Source organism: Pseudomonas sp. DF11 (genome assembly GCF_058148565.1).
On sequence record NZ_JBYVYN010000006.1, the window covers coordinates 317,150 to 334,787 of the forward strand.

At 63.1% G+C, this 17,638-nt stretch carries 19 protein-coding genes; 15 read left to right on the forward strand and 4 right to left on the reverse strand.

Translation table 11 applies throughout. The annotated features are described in order from the left end of the window. Positions 1 to 15: 15 nt before the first annotated feature. The 6 genes from AC30D9_RS19540 to AC30D9_RS19565 all read left to right on the forward strand — a co-directional run bounded on the left by AC30D9_RS19540 (position 16) and on the right by AC30D9_RS19565 (position 5,826). Entirely contained in the window at positions 16 to 819 is an 804-nt protein-coding gene (locus AC30D9_RS19540) for a CbbQ/NirQ/NorQ/GpvN family protein (protein ID WP_134924094.1), read from the forward strand. After that, positions 803 to 1,387 (forward strand): cytochrome c oxidase subunit 3 family protein, encoded by a 585-nt coding sequence (locus tag AC30D9_RS19545; RefSeq protein WP_490144640.1) that lies wholly within the window; start codon positions 803 to 805, stop codon positions 1,385 to 1,387. Before AC30D9_RS19540 ends, AC30D9_RS19545 begins: the two co-directional genes overlap by 17 nt. 12 nt (positions 1,388 to 1,399) lie before the next feature. Next, on the forward strand, positions 1,400 to 1,657 hold the full coding sequence (locus AC30D9_RS19550) for a cytochrome C oxidase subunit IV family protein (RefSeq protein ID WP_490144641.1): 258 nt from the start codon (positions 1,400 to 1,402) through the stop codon (positions 1,655 to 1,657). 280 nt (positions 1,658 to 1,937) lie between these two features. Continuing rightward, positions 1,938 to 2,378 carry a c-type cytochrome gene (locus AC30D9_RS19555; RefSeq protein ID WP_134924098.1) on the forward strand — a complete coding sequence of 147 codons (441 nt, stop codon included), beginning with the start codon at positions 1,938 to 1,940 and terminating at the stop codon, positions 2,376 to 2,378. 3 nt (positions 2,379 to 2,381) lie between these two features. Next, on the forward strand, positions 2,382 to 3,809 hold the full coding sequence (locus AC30D9_RS19560) for a cbb3-type cytochrome c oxidase subunit I (protein ID WP_014339161.1): 1,428 nt from the start codon (positions 2,382 to 2,384) through the stop codon (positions 3,807 to 3,809). A 178-nt stretch (positions 3,810 to 3,987) separates the two neighbouring features. Beyond that, positions 3,988 to 5,826, forward strand: coding sequence for a nitric oxide reductase activation protein NorD (locus AC30D9_RS19565; protein ID WP_490144642.1), 1,839 nt, complete (start codon positions 3,988 to 3,990; stop codon positions 5,824 to 5,826). A 4-nt stretch (positions 5,827 to 5,830) separates the two neighbouring features. Here AC30D9_RS19565 and AC30D9_RS19570 read toward each other — a convergent pair whose 3' ends face one another. After that, entirely contained in the window at positions 5,831 to 6,031 is a 201-nt protein-coding gene (locus tag AC30D9_RS19570) for a protein DnrP (RefSeq protein ID WP_307570906.1), read from the reverse strand. Beyond that, a complete protein-coding gene (locus AC30D9_RS19575; protein WP_490144643.1) occupies positions 6,028 to 6,711 on the reverse strand; it encodes a Crp/Fnr family transcriptional regulator in 684 nt (227 codons plus the stop codon). The genes AC30D9_RS19570 and AC30D9_RS19575 overlap by 4 nt, the downstream gene beginning before the upstream one ends. A 580-nt stretch (positions 6,712 to 7,291) precedes the next feature. Between AC30D9_RS19575 and AC30D9_RS19580 the strand changes: the two genes are divergently transcribed. Together AC30D9_RS19580 and AC30D9_RS19585 are read left to right on the forward strand one after the other, a co-directional pair. Beyond that, the gene (locus AC30D9_RS19580; RefSeq protein ID WP_490144644.1) at positions 7,292 to 8,482 is read left to right on the forward strand and encodes an NnrS family protein; all 1,191 of its coding nucleotides are present in this window, start codon (positions 7,292 to 7,294) and stop codon (positions 8,480 to 8,482) included. 16 nt (positions 8,483 to 8,498) lie between these two features. Continuing rightward, entirely contained in the window at positions 8,499 to 8,936 is a 438-nt protein-coding gene (locus AC30D9_RS19585; protein ID WP_490144701.1) for a hypothetical protein, read from the forward strand. Between the two features lie 106 nt (positions 8,937 to 9,042). On the opposite strand, the gene ytfE is transcribed toward AC30D9_RS19585, so the two are convergent. After that, a complete protein-coding gene (ytfE, locus tag AC30D9_RS19590) occupies positions 9,043 to 9,717 on the reverse strand; it encodes an iron-sulfur cluster repair protein YtfE (RefSeq protein WP_490144645.1) in 675 nt (224 codons plus the stop codon). Positions 9,718 to 9,877: 160 nt separating this feature from the next. Between ytfE and norR the strand changes: the two genes are divergently transcribed. The 7 genes from norR (at position 9,878) to ubiT (ending at position 16,595) form a co-directional block, all read left to right on the forward strand. After that, positions 9,878 to 11,410, forward strand: coding sequence for a nitric oxide reductase transcriptional regulator NorR (norR, locus tag AC30D9_RS19595; protein ID WP_490144646.1), 1,533 nt, complete (start codon positions 9,878 to 9,880; stop codon positions 11,408 to 11,410). Between the two features lie 206 nt (positions 11,411 to 11,616). Next, the gene (gene pdxH, locus AC30D9_RS19600) at positions 11,617 to 12,264 is read left to right on the forward strand and encodes a pyridoxamine 5'-phosphate oxidase (protein WP_490144647.1); all 648 of its coding nucleotides are present in this window, start codon (positions 11,617 to 11,619) and stop codon (positions 12,262 to 12,264) included. 89 nt (positions 12,265 to 12,353) lie between these two features. Beyond that, positions 12,354 to 12,908 (forward strand): molybdenum cofactor biosynthesis protein B, encoded by a 555-nt coding sequence (moaB, locus tag AC30D9_RS19605; RefSeq protein WP_490144648.1) that lies wholly within the window; start codon positions 12,354 to 12,356, stop codon positions 12,906 to 12,908. Next, positions 12,905 to 14,152, forward strand: coding sequence for a molybdopterin molybdotransferase MoeA (locus tag AC30D9_RS19610; protein ID WP_490144649.1), 1,248 nt, complete (start codon positions 12,905 to 12,907; stop codon positions 14,150 to 14,152). The genes moaB and AC30D9_RS19610 overlap by 4 nt, the downstream gene beginning before the upstream one ends. An 81-nt stretch (positions 14,153 to 14,233) precedes the next feature. Further along, complete coding sequence (gene ubiU / locus AC30D9_RS19615; RefSeq protein WP_109756135.1) at positions 14,234 to 15,229, forward strand: ubiquinone anaerobic biosynthesis protein UbiU; 996 nt, start codon at positions 14,234 to 14,236, stop codon at positions 15,227 to 15,229. 11 nt (positions 15,230 to 15,240) lie between these two features. Next, a complete protein-coding gene (locus AC30D9_RS19620; RefSeq protein WP_307570898.1) occupies positions 15,241 to 16,131 on the forward strand; it encodes a U32 family peptidase in 891 nt (296 codons plus the stop codon). After that, positions 16,125 to 16,595: a ubiquinone anaerobic biosynthesis accessory factor UbiT gene (gene ubiT, locus AC30D9_RS19625; RefSeq protein ID WP_134924109.1), complete on the forward strand. Its 471-nt coding sequence runs from the start codon at positions 16,125 to 16,127 to the stop codon at positions 16,593 to 16,595. The genes AC30D9_RS19620 and ubiT overlap by 7 nt, the downstream gene beginning before the upstream one ends. A gap of 152 nt (positions 16,596 to 16,747) precedes the next feature. On the opposite strand, the gene AC30D9_RS19630 is transcribed toward ubiT, so the two are convergent. Further along, positions 16,748 to 17,425: a Crp/Fnr family transcriptional regulator gene (locus AC30D9_RS19630; RefSeq protein WP_134924110.1), complete on the reverse strand. Its 678-nt coding sequence runs from the start codon at positions 17,423 to 17,425 to the stop codon at positions 16,748 to 16,750. Between the last annotated feature and the right edge of the window lie 213 nt (positions 17,426 to 17,638).

The window sequence follows — 17,638 nt, forward strand, 5'->3', positions numbered from 1 at the left end:
TGATCAGGCCTTGCCATGAACGCTATCCACACTTTGCAGCACCCCGACGAACCCTTTTATCAACCCCAGGACAACGAGCAGGCGCTGTTCGAGCAGGCCTGGCATCACGGCATGCCGGTGCTGATCAAAGGCCCTACCGGCTGTGGCAAGACCCGTTTCGTCCAGCACATGGCCCACCGCCTGAAACTGCCGCTATACACCGTTGCCTGCCACGATGACTTGAGCGCGGCCGACCTGGTGGGCCGTCACCTGATCGGCGCCCAGGGCACCTGGTGGCAGGACGGTCCCTTGACCCGGGCGGTGCGCGAGGGCGGTATCTGTTATCTGGACGAGGTGGTCGAAGCGCGCCAGGACACGGCCGTGGTCTTGCACCCCCTGGCCGATGATCGTCGGCAGTTGTACCTGGAGCGCACGGGCGAAGTACTGCAGGCACCGCCGTCCTTCATGTTGGTGGTGTCCTATAACCCGGGTTACCAGAACCTGCTCAAAGGCATGAAGCCAAGCACTCGCCAGCGTTTCGTGGCGATGCGTTTCGGTTATCCGGCGGTGGCTGATGAAGAGCGCATCGTCGCCCGTGAAGCGAACGTGGACATGGCCTTGGCGGCCCAGGTGGTGCGATTGGGGCAGGCACTGCGCCGGCTCGACCAGCATGATCTGGAGGAAGTCGCCTCGACGCGTCTGCTGATCTTCGCCGCGCGCATGATCGGCTCCGGCATGGACCCGCGCCAAGCCTGCCTGGCCTGTCTGGCCGAGCCATTGAGCGACGACCCGCAGACCGTCGCCGCGTTGATGGATGTGGTCGATGTCCACTTCGGCTGAAACCATCGCCTTGCCCCGGCGCTTGCCCGGGGACCTGGCGATGTGGTTTTTCATCCTCGCCGAGCTGTCGGTGTTCGCGCTGTTGATCCTGGCGTTCACCGTCGCCCAGGCGTTGCACCCGCAGGTCTTCAGCGAAGGCCGGCAGTTGCTGGACCGCTCCACGGGCCTGGCGATGACCCTCAGCCTGCTGACCGCCGGCCTGTTCGCCGCCCTGGCCCAGGAGCAGGTCAGGCAGGACCGGCCGCGTCGAGGTGCGTTGTTGTTGTGTGTGGCGTTGTTGCTCGCCTGCGGCTATGTGGGGATCAAGCTCGCTGAGTATGCCCATCTGCTGGCGAACGGCCTGGGGATGGAGCACAACACGTTCTTCACCTTGTACTGGATCCTTACCGGGTTTCATTTCCTTCATGTGCTGCTGGGCATGGTGATTCTCGCCTGGCTGGCCGAGGGTTGTCGGCGCCGTCGCTATGGGGCGCAGCGCAACAGCGGGCTGGAATCCGGCGTGTTGTATTGGCACATGGTCGATCTGGTCTGGGTGCTGCTGTTCCCGGTGGTCTACATCCTTGATTGAGCGGAGGTGCTCATGTCCGCTTCCCCTGTCTTGATTGCCTGCTGGATGGCGTTGGCGGTGTTGAGTACCGGCACTGTCGTCCTGGCTCAGGTCGCGGCTAGCGGGCTGGTGTCCATCGCCATCCTGGCGCTCGCGGTGACCAAGGCCTGGCTGATCGCCGACGGCTTCATGGAACTGCGCCATGCGCCGCGGTTGTGGCGGCGGTTGGTGTTGAGTTGGGCGGCGGCGCTTGCGATCGTTATAGGGATCGTAATTTCCATCGCGATCTGACCCTGCCAACACAAAACCCTGTGGCGAGGGGATTTATCCCCGCTGGACTGCGGAGCAGTCCCTATGGCCGGCTCCTCGGTGTGTCAGATGTAGCGAGAGAGTTGTCCTGGGACTGCTTCGCAGCCCAGCGGGGATAAATCCTCTCGCCACAGAAGCTCACCTGCCTTTCTGGCGGTGTTGGAAAAACCCACCAAAACCATCGGAGATTCTTGATCGCCATCAAGCGGTTTCTGACCCCGCGCTTCCTAGAATGAACACGCCAAGCAATGAGGAAGTGACCATGTCAGATACCTTCACCAAAGGCATGGCCAGGAATATTTACTTCGGGGGAAGCGTGTTCTTCTTCCTGATATTCCTGGCCCTGACCTACCACACGGAACAGACCTTTCCCGAACGCAGCAACCAGGCGCAATTGACCGAATCGGTGATACGCGGCAAGGGCGTCTGGGAGCGCAACAACTGCATCGGCTGCCATACCCTGCTGGGCGAAGGCGCGTACTTTGCGCCGGAGCTGGGCAACGTGGTCAACCGGCGCGGTGGCGAGGAGGCCTTCAAGCCGTTCCTGCAGGCCTGGATGAAAATGCAGCCGCTGAACGTTCCGGGTCGTCGGGCCATGCCGCAGTTCAACCTGAGCGAGCAGGAAGTCGACGACATCGCCGAGTTCCTCAAGTGGAGCTCGAAAATCAATACCAATGGCTGGCCGCCAAACAAGGAGGGCTGAGAGATGAGCATGGCTAATCCGCATCTGAAATTCGCCTCGCAGGCCGTCGCCAAACCCTACTTCGTATTTGCCCTGATGTTGTTCCTGGGGCAGGTGCTGTTCGGTTTGATCATGGGCCTGCAATACGTGGTCGGCGATTTCCTGTTCCCGCTGATTCCTTTCAACGTGGCCCGCATGGTCCACACCAACCTGCTGATCGTCTGGCTGCTGTTCGGCTTCATGGGCGCGGCGTATTACCTGATACCGGAGGAGGCCGATCGCGAACTGCACAGCCCGAAACTGGCGTTGTTGCTGTTCTGGGTGTTCGCCGCCGCTGGCGTGGCGACGATCCTGGGCTACCTCTCGGTGCCTTATGCGACGCTGGCCAAGTTCACCGGCAACGACTTGCTGCCGACCATGGGCCGTGAATTCCTGGAGCAGCCGACCATCACCAAGATGGGTATCGTGGTGGTGTGCCTGGGGTTCCTCTATAACATCGGCATGACCTTGCTCAAAGGGCGCAAGACCACGGTCAGCATGGTGATGATGACCGGCCTGATCGGCCTGGCGGTGTTCTTCCTGTTCTCCTTCTACAACCCGGAAAACCTCGCCCGTGACAAGTTCTACTGGTGGTGGGTGGTGCATCTTTGGGTGGAAGGCGTCTGGGAACTGATCATGGGGTCGATGCTCGCTTTCGTCCTGATCAAGATCACCGGCGTGGACCGCGAAGTGGTCGAAAAATGGCTCTACGTGATTATCGCCATGGCGCTGATCACCGGGATCATCGGCACCGGTCACCACTTCTTCTGGATCGGTGCGCCCGAGGTCTGGTTGTGGGTGGGTTCGATCTTCTCGGCGATGGAGCCGCTGCCGTTCCTGGCGATGGTGGTCTTCGCCTTCAGCATGGTGAAAAACCGCCGCCGGCACCACCCGAACCGCGCGGCCACGTTGTGGGCCAAGGGCACCACGGTGACCGCGTTCTTCGGCGCGGGCGTCTGGGGTTTCCTGCACACCCTGGCACCGGTCAACTACTACACCCACGGTTCGCAACTGACCGCGGCCCATGGTCACCTGGCCTTCTACGGTGCCTACGCAATGATCGTGATGACGCTGATCAGTTACGCCATGCCACGCTTGCGGGGCTTGGGTGAAGCGGCGGATGAACGCTCGCAGCGCCTGGAGATCTGGGGCTTCTGGTTGATGACCTTGTCGATGGTGATGATCACCTTGTTCCTCACCGCGGCCGGAGTGGTCCAGGTCTGGTTGCAGCGCTGGATGGCCGATGGCAGTGCCTTGCCGTTCATGGCCACGATGGATCATTTGAAGCCGCTGTTCTGGGCGCGACTGGTCAGCGGCGTGGGCTTCCTGGCCGGGTTGCTCTGCTACCTGTTCAGCTTCCGTCAACGTGGTCGTGCGGCCCTGCGTGCACCGGCGGCGGTGGTGCCGTCGTAACTCACCACGACTACTGAGCCGGACTTATTTGTGATGAGAGGATTTATGTGGGAGCAAGGCTTGCCCGCGATGGGGGCGATGCGGTCTTTCAGAGATCAAGGCGCCTGCTTCGCGAGCAAGCTTTGCTCCCACATGAATCCCCTCGTCACAATAGGTTCGGCTTAAGAGGAGAGTAACCATGGCATTCACCCTTGAGCTGGAAGAGTGGGTCGGCAGTGTCTGGCACCGTTTCATCACCCGCCGCGCCAGTGCCGATTTTCCCGAGGCACGGGTCGAGCTGGTACCCCGGCAGCGCGCACTGCAGGTGCTGTTTCGCGCCACCGGTGGCGCTCGTCATCTGGGGGTGGAAGCGGTCAGTGATCGCGACCTGCTGCTGCGTCGCAACCTGTTGCAGCAGATCGCCGGCACCTGCAAGCAAGTGCCCCTGGCCTGCTGCGATGGTGACAACTTGCGGATGCCCGCGAGCCTGGCGGCGTTTCCCGATACCGAATTGAACGAGGAACTGTATCGCTGGCTCGCGTTGCTGGCCGCGCAATCGGGGCCGATGCGGCACTGGGGGCGCGACAATCAGCGCTGGACCCAAGCGGTGTTGCAGCGCTACCCGGCGCTGCGGCCTCGCTACCGACGCTTGGTGGACGCGCACCTGTCCCTGCGCCCCGATCCCGCCACGCTCAACCCCGCCGAAGCCGCCCTGGAGCGTACGTTGTGCCAAGCCTTGCGCGAACCGGGCAGCATCGAACATTTTCCCCGCAGCGAGCGTGCGGCCTGGCCGTTGCCGCTGTGGCTCTACCCACCCCAACACCTGGCCAATCCCCAGGCCGCCAACCTCGAGGAGTCCGAGCAATACCTGGCGACACCACCCGGCGAACAGCAGGGCGGTCGCAAGCGCGCCGAACGCATCGACGACACCACCCGCGACGGTGGGCTGTTGATCGTGCGCCTGGAGAACCTGTTTAGTTGGACCGAACACGTGGACCTGGACCGCTGGGCAGATGACAGCGAAGACCCGGACGCCGCTCGCGTCGCCGAGGACCTGGACCAATTGACCCTGTCGCGTACCCGCTTGCGCAAGGGCGGCGGCTTGAAACTGCATTTGGACCTGCCGCCGGCCGACGTGGATGACATCCCGTTGGGCGCAGGCATCCTGTTGCCGGAATGGGACTACCGCAAGCAACGACTGCAGGACGACTTCGTCAGCCTGCAAACCTTCACCCCTCGCGATTGTCAGCCCCAGCCTTTGCCCGCACGCTTGCGAAGCCCGGCTCAGCGCCTGCGTCGTCAGTTCGAGCACTTGCGCAATGATCGCCAGTGGTTGCGCCAGCAAACCCAAGGCTCGGAACTGGACCTGCAAGCCTGGCTGGATTTTCATGTCGAGCGCCAGCACGGCCAGAGCAGCGAACGCGGGTTGTTCATGGACCAGCGCCAGACGCGCCGTGATCTGGCCTGCCTGCTGCTGGCCGATTTGTCGATGTCCACCGATGCCCACCTCAATGACGAGCACCGGGTGATCGATGTGATTCGCGACAGCCTGTTGCTGTTCGGCGAAACCCTGTCGGTGCTGGGGGACGATTTTGCCTTGTACGGGTTCTCTTCCCTGCGTCGCCAGCAGGTCCGCATGCATGAACTCAAGGCTTTCAACCAGCGTTACGACGATCACACCCGGGGGCGGATCCAGGGGCTGAAACCGGGTTACTACACACGCATGGGCGCGGCGATTCGCCAGGCCACGCAACGGCTGGAGGGCTGCAAACGGCGGCGCAAATTGTTGTTGCTGCTCAGTGATGGCAAGCCCAATGACCTGGACCTCTATGAAGGCCGCTACGGCGTGGAAGACACCCGCCAGGCGGTGCTCGAGGCGCGGCGCCAAGGGCTGACGCCGTTCTGCATCACCATCGATCGCGAAGCGGGGGATTACCTGCCGTACATGTTCGGGGCCAACGGCTACACCTTGATTCGCCAGCCCGAGCAGCTGCCGTTACGCCTACCGCAGTTGTATCGGCAGTTGACTCAGGATTGAGGGTTCAGACGATGTCGCGGGGCAGCCAGAAGAACATGACGATGCAGAAGATCGTCAGCCCCACACAGAACCAACCGAAGCGCCGTAGCCGGCGCTCGCCGGCCTGCGCTGCTTCAGCCGGCAGGGGCATGCCGCACTGGCGACATTCGTTTTCCTCGGCAGGGTTGGCGTGTTGGCAATACAGGCAGATGGACTGTGCGCTCATTCGAATTGTTCCAGGCGCAGGCGATCGAGAATGGCGATCTGGCGACCGTCCTGGGTGATGATCTTTTCGTCGATCAGGCGGCGGATGATCCGTGAAAAGGTTTCCGGCTGGATCGACAGGTGCCCGGCGATCAACTGCTTGGCCATCGGCAGTTCGAACTGGCTGTCCACGGTTTGCAGGCGCACCAGTTGCGTCAGCAGGTAGCGCACCACCCGGTGGGTGGCATTTTTCAGCGACAGGGTTTCAATCTCGTTGACCCGTTGGTGCAGGCGCACACAGAGCTTGCCGAGCAGGGCGAAGGTCAACCGGCTGTTGCTTTGCAGCAGACGCATGTAGGTGGCATTGGACAGCCGATACAACTGGGTTGGGCCGACGGCTTCGGCGGATGCGACGTAGTTGGGTGTGTCCATCAGCATCATCGCCTCGGCGAAGGTCTGGCGCTCGCCGATCACCTCGAAGACTTTTTCCTGGCCGTCCGGGGTCAGCCGGTAGATTTTCACCGCGCCGGAAATCACGAAGTAAAACGCCTGCGCCGGTTCTCCCTGGCGGAACAGCGGGTCGCCCTTGTCGATGTTCAGCAGTTGGCTGTTACTCATCAATTCGTTGAGCTCCTCTTCGTTCAAGGGCTCGAACAGGTGATGGCTGCGCAGAATCTGGTGATAGACGCGATGGAGCACCATGGCATGGATCCTTGTTTTGGCAAATGTGAGGTCGGGGTCAGACCAGGCTCAGGGACAGGCCGCTGGCAAGCGCCACGACGCAGGAGAGCACGAAGAACCAGGTAAGCGGCAGAACGACAGATTTCATGGAGAGCCCCGGCAAGAAAGGTGATGCCGTGCCTGAGCAAGAGCCGGGCCAGGCTTGGGGGCATTGATTCGTGGGGCCCTGGGATCGAGAGGGTAAAAATGACCCCGATGCAATAGGGTTAAAACAACCATTAAAGGGTCATAAATACCCTGCTCGGCTACCATCCTTGTGGGAGCGAACTTGCTCGCGATGGCGGTGGACCAGACAACTCAATACTGACTGACCCACCGCCATCGCGAGCAAGCTCACTCCCACAGGGGGGCAGAGGTGTTTTCTTGGGCGGCTCGGCCCGGTTCGGCAAGCCCCTTGCAAGTGCCTGTTCGAGACGGAGGTTGTCGATGAGCTGGCTTGATCTGAGACAAGGCCTGCCGGCGTCGATAACCGATCATTCGAACCCTGATTTGTCGTACCTCGCTGGCGGGCCAGATCCCGGGTGAGGCTGAGGAGTGGTGTATGCAAGTGCTCGATCGTCGCAAGGCCATGGCCATTTTGCCGCTGTGGCGCCTGGCGTTCCGGCCATTTTTTTTGGCCGGTTGCGTGTTGGCGCTGTTGGCCATTCCCTTTTGGCTCGCGGCGTTTACCGGGTGCTTGTCGGCCTGGCAGCCGGCCGGCGGCTGGTTGGCCTGGCACCGGCATGAACTGTTGTTTGGTTTCGGCCTGGCGATCATCGCCGGGTTCCTGCTGACGGCGGTGCAGACCTGGACCGGAACCCCGGGGCTCAGCGGCAAGCGCTTGGCAACGCTGGCGTTGTTGTGGCTGGGCGCGCGGCTGGCCTGGCTGATCGATGCGTCCTGGCCGTTGCTGGCGCTGCTGGAGCTGGGTTTTGCCCTGGCGGTCGCCGTATTGATGGGCGTGACGTTGTGGCGCGTGCGGCAGAAGCGCAATTACCCGATTGTGCTGGTATTGCTGCTGTTGGCCGCCGCCGATGGCTTGTCCGTGTATGGCCTGCTCCAGCACAACGAGGGCTTGCAGCGCCAAAGCGTGCTCACCGGCCTGTGGCTGGTGGCGGCGATGATGGGGTTGATCGGCGGGCGAGTGATTCCGTTCTTTACCCAGCGCGGCCTCGGTCGGGTCGAGGGCGTTGCCCCTTGGCCTTGGCTCGATCGCCTGCTGTTGGCCGGTTCGGCGCTGGTGGCGTTGTTGTATGCCTTCGGCCCGGCGCTGGCGGCCAGTGCCTGGGTCGGCCTGTTGTTCGCGGCGTTGGCGGTGGGGCACGGGATTCGACTGGTGCGTTGGCATGATCGGGATTTGTGGCGGGTGCCGCTGCTGTGGTCGTTGCACCTGGCCTACGCTTGGCTGGCGGTGGCCTGCCTGGGCATGGCGCTGTGGCACTTCGGCGTGCCGGTAAACCCGAGCCTGGCGGTGCACAGCCTGACCATCGGTGCCATGGCCGGGTTGATCCTGGCGATGATTGCCCGGGTCAGCCTGGGCCATACCGGGCGCCCCCTTGAACCGCCGGTGGGCATGACCCTGGCCTTCATCCTGTTGAACCTGGCTTGTCTGAGCCGCGTGCTGCTGGTGCTGCTGTTGCCGTTGGCCGGACTGTGGCTGGCAGGGGTGTGCTGGGCGTTGGCGTTCGGTTTATACGCCTGGCGTTATGGGCCGATGCTGTTGAAGGCCCGGGTGGATGGGCATCCGGGATGAGTCGAGGGGATCGATGATGTATGGGGTTTTGCTAATCACTCATCTATTGGCGGCTATTGCTTTTATCGGCACGTTGTTTTTCGAGGTTTTTATCTGGCATGCCGCCCGCCGGCCCCTGGCCCAAGGCGTCAAAGACGCCGCCGACCAGGCCATCGCCAAGCGCTCGCGACATGTGCTGCACGGTGTGGTGCTGGTGTTGTACGGCGCTGGCATGGCCCTGGCCTGGCAGCATCGCGGCGCATTGAGCCAGCCATTGAGCAGCAGCTTCGGCCTGCTGCTGAGCCTGAAGATCCTGCTGGCGCTGAGTATCATCGGTCACTATTTGTGGCTGGCGTACTGGCTCAAAAGTGGTCGCCTGACGCCCAGCCGAGCCTGCTGGTTGCGGCGCAGTATCCTGGGGCACATGGTGCTGATCGTGGTGTTGGCGAAGGCGATGTTCTATTGGCAGTTTTGAGCAAGAAAGAACAACACTGAACCGAGGTGATTGCAAAAAGGGTGAGTATCACAAATCCCTTGTGGAAGCAGGCTCGCTCCCACAGGGGGTATGCAATGCTTGAGAGTTAGCGGGCAGGCTTCATCGCATTGACGAACAACACATTGTTTTCCAGGTGAATGTGCTGCATCAGGTCATCGCGAAACTCCACCAGCCCGCGATACAGGGCGCGCCAGGTGTTGCAGGCGTTGGAGGGCGGGGTGATCTGGTCGGTCAGGGCGAGCAGGGTTTCCAGGGCTTCACCGTGCTGGTCGTGTTCGTAGCGCAGGACCTGGATCGGCGCCGAGGCCCGTTCGCCGAGGCCCTGTTGCAGCATCGGGAACAGCACCTGTTCTTCCTTGAGCATGTGGCCTTCGAGTTCCTGATACATGTCCTGCAGGTGATCGGCCAGGCCGTTCGGGCAGTTGGGCCGCGCACCGTGGACCTGTTCGACGCGCCGGGCCAGGCGGATCAGTTCCGGCAGTTGTTCGCGATGGCGGGCATGGTAGCGCTCCAGGATGTGGGCGATCAGCAGGGCCTGGGGCTCGTCGCGCCAGTCATGGCCGAGTTCGCCGGCGGCCTGCAGCGTGCGCAAGGCATCGGCGATGAGCAGCGGGTTCAGGCCTTTGCCCAGCGCGGCTTCGCGCAAGGACTTTTGCCCGCCGCAGCAGAAGTCGAGGTTGTAATGATGGAAGGTGCGCGTGGCACCGGGAATGTCGCAGGCCAGTTGGCCAAGGCTTTGTTCCAGCAGGTCGAGGCTCATCATGTTTCCTTGGGTGGAATCCCGGGGAGGGACAGATGAGCGAACTTTGCAGCCCGCGTGCCAGATGTAACTGACTGAAAATGAAGCACTAAATTTTCTCCAGGGTGATTGTCACCCTGACTGCGAAGGGTCAAATGAACCCTGGAGGGTCATCACTACCATGCTGCGTGAAAGCCTGGCCGCCGACCTGATCGTCGAGCTGCCCAATGCCGTGCGCTTGCAGCGCCTGGTGCAGACCCTGCGCGAATACTTCAACAGTGGCGCCGTGGGCCTGTTGCGTCTGGACGATGACAGCCTCAGGCCCGTGGCCACCGTAGGGCTGGTCCACGAGGCGCTGGGCCGTCGCTTCGTGATCGCCCAGCACCCGCGCCTGGCGGCGATCATGGCTTCGCGCGAACCGACCTGGTTCGAGCCGGACAGCCGTTTGCCGGATCCTTATGACGGCTTGCTCGACAACCACGTCGGCGAACCGCTGCCGGTGCACGATTGCATGGGCGTGAGCCTGTACGTGGAAGGCCGGCTCTGGGGCGCGATCACCCTGGATGCGTTGCACGCCGGCACCTTCGACAGCCGCGCCCGGGAGGAACTCAAGCGCTGTACGTTGCAGATCGAGGCGGCGGTGCGGGTCACTCGGCTGGAACAGGAAAACCGTAGCCTGCGAGCCTCGCGCAGCGACCAGAGCGACCTGCGCTTGCCAGCGGAGGAGGGTGAGATCCTCGGGCGCAGCGAGGGCTTGCAGCAATTGCTCAATGAGTTGGATGTGCTGGCCGACTCCGAACTGCCGGTGCTGCTGCTGGGGGAGACCGGCGTGGGCAAGGAGTTGTTCGCCCGCCGCCTGCATCGCCTGTCCCGGCGCGGTCACAAGCCGCTGGTCCAGGTCAATTGCGCAGCGTTGCCCGAGTCCCTGGCCGAAAGCGAGTTGTTCGGCCACGTCAAAGGCGCGTTCTCCGGGGCGACTACCGACCGCGCCGGGCGTTTCGACGCGGCCAATGGCGGTACGTTGTTTCTCGATGAGGTCGGCGAATTGCCGTTGAGCGTGCAGGCCAAATTGCTGCGCACCTTGCAGAACGGCGAGATCCAGCGCCTGGGAGCGGACAAGCCGCTGCACGTCGATGTGCGGATCATCGCCGCCACCAATCGGCATCTGCCCGACAGCATTCGCGACGGGCTGTTTCGCGCCGATCTGTACCATCGGCTTTCGGTCTACCCGGTGCCGATCCCGCCGCTGCGCGAGCGCGGTCACGACGTGTTGATGTTGGCCGGGCACTTTCTCGAACTGAATCGCACGCGACTGGGTTTGCGCGGCTTGCGCCTGTCGCCGGCGGCCGAACAGGCACTGCTGGCGTACTCCTGGCCGGGGAACGTGCGGGAGCTGGAACACGTGATCAGTCGCGCGGCGTTGAAGCAACTGAGCCACGGCGCCAGTCGCAGCTTGATCATGACCTTGGAACCGCAGGTGCTGGACCTCGATATCGATGCCAGTGCCGGCACGACGCAAGCAATGCCGGAACAGGCCCTGCAAGCCTTGGAGGCGCCCGTGCAACCCCTGAGCGAGGCCGTCGATAGTTGCCAGCGACAGGCAATCCTCAGGGCCTTGGAGCGCTGCGGGCAGAACTGGGCGGGGGCGGCGCGGCTGTTGGAGGTCGACCCGAGCAACCTGCATAAGCTGGCGCGGCGGTTGGGGCTTAAGTAGGGGGGATCTGTCATACCGAGTCGCCTTCATCGCGAGCAGGCTCGCTCCCACAGTTGATCTGCGGTGTTCACAAGTCCCCCTGTGGGAGCGAGCCTGCTCGCGAAGGTGGTCTCCCATTCACTACAAGAGTTGCCATTGACAACGATCAAGGCCCGCCACCGCCGCAGAACCCACACTGGAGCAAATCCAGCGTGGAGATCACTGTCATGCCCCTTTCCCTGGCCAAAATGCGCCGCCAGTACACCCTCGATGGCCTGGATGAAGCCCAGGCACCGGACGACCCGATGGTTCTGTTCGGATTGTGGATGCAACAGGCCCGCGACACCGAAAGCCCGTCGGTGGAAGCCAACAGCATGGCCCTGGCGACGGTGGACGAGCAGGGCCGGCCTCATTGCCGGATCTTGTTGCTCAAGGGCTTCAGTAGCGAAGGCTTCTCGTTTTTCGGTAACTACGACAGCGGCAAGGGCCAGGACCTGGCCGCCTATCCCTGGGCGGCCATGACGTTTTTCTGGCCGGGGCTGGAGCGGCAAGTGCGCATCGAAGGGCCGGTCAGCAAGCTCGATCCGGCGTTGTCGGATGCTTATTTCGAGTCACGCTCCGTGGCCAGTCGCCTCGGCGCCTGGGCGTCGCCACAAAGCCAACCATTGGCAGACCGGGCCGCGCTGGAAACCTTGCTCGCGCAGACCGAACAATGCTTCGCCGGGCAACCGGTGCCGCGTCCGGCGCATTGGGGTGGCTATTGCCTGCGACCGGAACGACTGGAGTTCTGGCAGGGCCGTGCCGACCGTTTGCATGATCGTCTCGACTATCGCCTGCAAGACGGCGCCTGGCAGCGCACGCGTCTGGCGCCTTGACGCCGAGGGAGGTACCTCCAAGGAGGAATAGGCCCGGCAACGATTGCGGTTCAGGCTGGGCCATCTTTTTTCTGACAGGACGGCTGATCATGGCCCATCTGACGCAACGCCTCTTTCAACCACTGAACATCGCCGTACTCACCATCAGCGATACCCGCAGTTTCGACACCGACACCTCCGGCCAGACCCTTGCGGATTTGCTGCAAACGGCCGGCCACGTACTGGTCGATCGCGGGCTGGTGAAGGACGATATCTACCAGATCCGTGCACAGGTCTCACAGTGGATCGCCGACCCCAAGGTGCAGGTGGTGTTGATGACCGGCGGCACCGGTTTCACCTCGCGCGACAACACGCCCCAAGCGGTGGCGCCGTTGCTGGACAAACAGGTCGACGGTTTCGGCGAGCTGTTCCGCCAGGTGTCGCTGGCCGAGATCGGCATGTCCACCCTGCAATCGCGGGCATTGGCGGGCATGAGCAACGGTGTGCTGGTGTGCTGCTTGCCGGGTTCGCCGAGGGCTTGTCGGACCGGTTGGGAGCAGATCCTGGTCGGGCAATTGGACAGCCGCACCGGCCCGTGCAATTTCACGCCCCACCTCAAGCCGCAGCCAGGTATTGCCCTGGAACCTTGCGAGGCACGTTCATGAGCAGCGGCGGGTGTGGCAGCGCCTGTGACAGCGGCGCGCTGATGCCGGTGGATGAAGCCATCCGCTACTTGCTGGATCAGGCGCCGCTGCCGCCTCCGGTGCAGCGGGTGGCGCTGGACCAGGCCTTGGGCCGCGTGCTGGCGACCGATGTTCGCTGTCCCATGAACCTGCCGCCGTGGGACAACAGTGCCATGGACGGTTATGCCCTGCGGGCCGCCGACTTGCCGGCCGCTGGCGGTTATCTGACCCTGGCCGGGCGCATTGCCGCCGGGGAGGCACCGGGTCAACCATTACAGGCCGGGCAGGTGGTGCGGATTTTTACCGGCGCGCCGCTGCCGCCGGGGGCTGACACGGTGGTGCCCCAGGAAAATTGCCGGGTGGAAGGTGAGCGAGTCTGGTTGCCACCGGTCAATGGCGCAGAGCATGTGCGCAAGGAAGGCGAGGAAATGCGGCGCGGGGACCGTTTGCTCCAGGCCGGGAAACGCTTGCGCGCCCAGGAACTGGGGTTGTTGGCCGGTGTCGGGATTGCCCGGGTGGAGGTCTATCGCCCCTTGCAGGTGGGCCTGCTCAGCAGTGGCGATGAACTGCGCGAACCCGGCCAAACGCTGGCGCCAGGACAGATCTACAACAGCAATCGCCACAGTCTCATGGCGCTGCTGCGCGGCTGGGGACTGGAGGTGCATGACTACGGCGTCATGCCTGACAAGCTGCTTGCCAGCCGCCAGGCCTTGAGCCTGGCGGCAACCGAATGCGACTTGCTGCTGACCTCCGGCGGTGTGTCGGTGGGTGAGGAAGATCATCTCAAGCAAGCCATCGAAGCGCTGGGTAGCGTTGACCTGTGGCGTCTGGCGATCCAGCCGGGCAAACCCCTGGCCTTTGGCGAGGTGGCCGGCAAACCCTGGATCGGGCTGCCGGGCAACCCTTCGGCGGCGCTGATTACCGCGTTGATCGTCGTGCGGCCGTTCCTGTTCCGGGCCCAGGGCATGGATGAGGTGTTGCCCACGGCGTTGCAGTTGCCGGCCGGGTTCGACTGGTTGAAGCCCAACCGACGACGGCAGTACCTGCGGGCGAAATTGACGTCGAGCGCCGATGGCTCGCTGTGTGTCGAGCTGCATCCCCAGCAGAGTTCGGCCATGTTGGCGGCTGCGTGCTGGGCCGATGGCTTGGCCGTGGTGGAGTGTCAGGCGCAAGTGCACAAGCACGACCAAGTGATGTATCTGCCGTTCGCGAGCCTGATGCATTGATGGCAATTGATTGCCGTCAAGGTGGCCGGCGAAGGGCTGGCTAGACTGGCGGCGCCCTTAGTTTTCTCACGAGGATGCCCCATGCAACTGGTTTGCCCGGCAGGGAATCTGCCTGCCCTCAAAGCGGCGGTGCGCCAAGGCGCCGATGCCGTCTATGTCGGCTTTCGCGATGACACCAATGCCCGGCATTTCGCCGGGCTGAACATGGACGACAAGCAGTTCGACGCCGCTGTCGCGCACATCCGTCAACACCAACGCAAACTGTACGTGGCGGTCAACACCTACCCGCAACCCAAGGGTTGGGAGCGCTGGCAACGGGCGGTGGACCGCGCCGCCGATTTTGGCGTGGACGCCTTGATCGCTGCCGATCCCGGCGTGCTCGGTTACGCCCGCCAGCGCCATCCACAACTGGCGCTGCACCTGTCGGTCCAAGGCTCGGCGACCCACGCGGCGGCCCTGGCTTTTTACGCCGAGCGCTATGACATCCGCCGCGCCGTGCTGCCACGGGTACTGTCCCTGGCCCAGGTGCGGCAGGTGGCGGCGGCCAGTCCGGTGCCGATCGAGGTCTTTGGTTTCGGCAGCTTGTGCATCATGGCCGAGGGCCGTTGTCACTTGTCTTCCTACATCACCGGCGAGTCGCCGAACCTCTGTGGCGTCTGTTCGCCGGCCAAGGCAGTGCGCTGGAGCGAGGACGCCCAAGGCCTCAGCGCACGCCTGAGCGAGGTGCTGATCGACCGCTATACCCCCGAAGAACCGGCCGGTTATCCGACCTTGTGCAAAGGCCGCTTCCTGGTAGGCGGCAAGCGCTTCCATGCGCTGGAAGAACCCACCAGCCTCGATACCCTCGACCTGCTGCCGGAACTGGCGGCCATCGGTGTCGAAGCAGTGAAGATCGAGGGGCGCCAACGCAGCCCGGCCTACGTTGAGCAAGTGACCCGGGTCTGGCGCGCCGCGCTGGATGCCCACCAGGTCGCGCCGCAACGGTTCCGGGTGCAGGAAGAATGGCGCCAGGTGCTGGCGGGTTTGTCCGAAGGCAGCCAGACCACCCTGGGTGCCTACCATCGATCATGGCAATGAGGGGAGACCAGATGAAACTCAGCCTGGGACCGGTCCTGTTTTATTGGGACAAAGCGCAACTGGGGAATTTCTATGCCGAGATGTCGGCATTGCCGCTGGACGTGATTTACCTGGGGGAAACCGTGTGTTCGAAACGCCGGGCGTTCTCCCTGGATCAATGGCTGGGCCTGGGGCGCGAGCTGCAAACCTGCAGCCAGGCACAGATTGTGTTATCGAGCCTGACGCTGATCGAAGCGGCCTCGGAGCTTTCTTCGCTGCGCCGCCTGTGTGACAACGGCCAATTGCTGGTGGAAGCCAACGACATGGGCGCGGTGCAATTCATGGCCGAGCGCAAGCTGCCCTTTGTCGCAGGCCCGGCGCTGAACCTGTACAACGGCCACGCCCTGGCGCAATTGCAAGACAGCGGCATGATCCGCTGGGTGCCGCCCGTGGAGTGCTCGGCGGCGCTGATCGGCGACGTGCTGGAGCAGGTGCGGGACATGGACCGCGAGGTGCCCGAAGTAGAGATCTTCGCCTACGGCCATCTGCCCTTGGCGTACTCGGCGCGCTGCTTTACCGCCCGGGCCGAAAACCGGCCCAAGGACGACTGCCAGTTCTGTTGCATCAACTACCCCGACGGGCTGGCGTTGAGCAGTCAGGAAGGTCAGCAGTTGTTCACCCTCAACGGCATCCAGACAATGTCCGGCGAGGTGACGAACCTGCTGGCCGATTACAACGCGCTGATGGCCTGCGGTGCCGACGTGCTTCGCCTGAGCCCGCGCGCCCAGGGCATGGCCGAGGTGGTCACGGCGTTCGACAAGGTGCGCCAGGGCGAGGCGCCGCCACTGTTCGTGGACGGTTGCAACGGTTACTGGCACGGTCATGCCGGCATGTTGAAGGTAGAGGAGGCGGGCCTGTGTTGAGTCCGAAGAAGTGGGTGCTCAAAGGTGCCGACCGCATGTTGCCGCTGGTGAGCAAGGTGCCGTTCGTGGTGCAGCGACTGGCGTTGCAACAGGCGCTCAACCGTTGCCTGGCCGAGCCAGTGCGCGATGGCGGATTCGATGTGCTGCGTGGGCGCTGGTTGTGCCTGCGGGTGCCCGACTTGAAGCTGTGTTGGTACCTGACCCTGGCACGGGATGGATTGCGCATCGCCGAGCGGGCCGAGGCCCAGGTCACCATCAGCGGCAACTGGCGTGAGTTCCTGTTGCTGGCCAGTCGTCAGGAGGATCCGGACACGTTGTTTTTCCGTCGCCGCTTGGTCATCGAGGGGGATACCGAACTGGGGTTGGCGTTGAAGAACTTGATCGACAGCCTCGACCCGGAGGTCTTGCCGCCGTGGCTATGGCGCAATCTGGAGCGGGCGGGCAAGGGGCTGGCGGCAAGTTAGGGCAGATTGCATTGGCTCTTGTGGCGAGGGGATTTATCCCCGCTGGGTCGCGAAGCGGCCCCATTCAATGTGCCTGATACATCGCCTTGGGACTGCTTCGCAGTCCAGCGGGGATAAATCCCCTCGCCACAAGGGAACTGGGTCTGGGCCCACTATTGCTGGTAAGCCTCCAGCTCATCCTCGGCCAGGATGCGAATGTTACGTCGCTCCATGGCGATCATGCCGCCATCCACCAACCGATGAAGAATCCGCGAAAACGTCTCCGGCTGGATCCCCAGCTTGGAAGCCACCAGGCGCTTGGACACCTGCAACACCACCTGACCATCCCGCGGATCGCGCTCCTGCAACAGGAAATTGATCACCCGCCGACTGGCACTGGCCAGGGTCAGGTTGTCGATATCCTTGAGGCGTTGGTGCAGATGGATGCTCATGCTCGCCAGGATCGCCAGGCAGACCTTCGGTTGGTCCTCCAGGGCGTTCCGGTAATGGTTGCCTTCGACACTCACTAGCACGCTGTCCTTGATTGCCGACGCGCTGACCGGGTAGCAACGGGCCTGGCTGAACAACAGGGCCTCGGCGAAGGTCTGGCCGGGCTGGATGATCTCCACCAGGTTTTCCTGGCCCTCGCCGGTCACCCGATACAACTTGATCTGTCCACTGACCAGCAGGAAAAACCGCTTGGCCGGGTCGCCCTGATGCATGAGCGTGCTGTTGCAGGGCAGGCGCTTGAGGACGGCGAGGTTGCACACGTCCTCGAAAATCCGCTCCGGCAATTGGCTGAACAGGTGGTGACGACGCAACAGTAAAACGATGGAAGGGTGAGTCAGCATGGCGTACCTCCGCGTACCCTCATGGTAGGGCCCAAGACGCCGCTGGCCTATGCCTCGGCAGGCCTACCTCGGAAGAGGGATGAGCCCCGCTCAAGACACAAACCTTGTTGGAGCAAAGCTTGCTCGCGATAGCGGTGGGGCAGCTTGCCGGGGGGGTGAATGTGCCGCCGCCATCGCGAGCAAGCTGTGCTCCCACAGTTTTTTCGGGTGTTC

What these genes read in the sequence shown, in the direction of transcription:
- AC30D9_RS19540 (WP_134924094.1), top strand. Translation starts at nt 16, where the DNA reads ATGAACGCTATCCACACTTTGCAGCACCCCGACGAACCCTTTTATCAA.
- AC30D9_RS19545 (WP_490144640.1), top strand. Translation starts at nt 803, where the DNA reads ATGTCCACTTCGGCTGAAACCATCGCCTTGCCCCGGCGCTTGCCCGGG.
- AC30D9_RS19550 (WP_490144641.1), top strand. Translation starts at nt 1,400, where the DNA reads ATGTCCGCTTCCCCTGTCTTGATTGCCTGCTGGATGGCGTTGGCGGTG.
- AC30D9_RS19555 (WP_134924098.1), top strand. Translation starts at nt 1,938, where the DNA reads ATGTCAGATACCTTCACCAAAGGCATGGCCAGGAATATTTACTTCGGG.
- AC30D9_RS19560 (WP_014339161.1), top strand. Translation starts at nt 2,382, where the DNA reads ATGAGCATGGCTAATCCGCATCTGAAATTCGCCTCGCAGGCCGTCGCC.
- AC30D9_RS19565 (WP_490144642.1), top strand. Translation starts at nt 3,988, where the DNA reads ATGGCATTCACCCTTGAGCTGGAAGAGTGGGTCGGCAGTGTCTGGCAC.
- AC30D9_RS19570 (WP_307570906.1), bottom strand. Translation starts at nt 6,031, where the DNA reads ATGAGCGCACAGTCCATCTGCCTGTATTGCCAACACGCCAACCCTGCC.
- AC30D9_RS19575 (WP_490144643.1), bottom strand. Translation starts at nt 6,711, where the DNA reads ATGGTGCTCCATCGCGTCTATCACCAGATTCTGCGCAGCCATCACCTG.
- AC30D9_RS19580 (WP_490144644.1), top strand. Translation starts at nt 7,292, where the DNA reads ATGCAAGTGCTCGATCGTCGCAAGGCCATGGCCATTTTGCCGCTGTGG.
- AC30D9_RS19585 (WP_490144701.1), top strand. Translation starts at nt 8,499, where the DNA reads ATGTATGGGGTTTTGCTAATCACTCATCTATTGGCGGCTATTGCTTTT.
- ytfE (WP_490144645.1), bottom strand. Translation starts at nt 9,717, where the DNA reads ATGAGCCTCGACCTGCTGGAACAAAGCCTTGGCCAACTGGCCTGCGAC.
- norR (WP_490144646.1), top strand. Translation starts at nt 9,878, where the DNA reads ATGCTGCGTGAAAGCCTGGCCGCCGACCTGATCGTCGAGCTGCCCAAT.
- pdxH (WP_490144647.1), top strand. Translation starts at nt 11,617, where the DNA reads ATGCCCCTTTCCCTGGCCAAAATGCGCCGCCAGTACACCCTCGATGGC.
- moaB (WP_490144648.1), top strand. Translation starts at nt 12,354, where the DNA reads ATGGCCCATCTGACGCAACGCCTCTTTCAACCACTGAACATCGCCGTA.
- AC30D9_RS19610 (WP_490144649.1), top strand. Translation starts at nt 12,905, where the DNA reads ATGAGCAGCGGCGGGTGTGGCAGCGCCTGTGACAGCGGCGCGCTGATG.
- ubiU (WP_109756135.1), top strand. Translation starts at nt 14,234, where the DNA reads ATGCAACTGGTTTGCCCGGCAGGGAATCTGCCTGCCCTCAAAGCGGCG.
- AC30D9_RS19620 (WP_307570898.1), top strand. Translation starts at nt 15,241, where the DNA reads ATGAAACTCAGCCTGGGACCGGTCCTGTTTTATTGGGACAAAGCGCAA.
- AC30D9_RS19630 (WP_134924110.1), bottom strand. Translation starts at nt 17,425, where the DNA reads ATGCTGACTCACCCTTCCATCGTTTTACTGTTGCGTCGTCACCACCTG.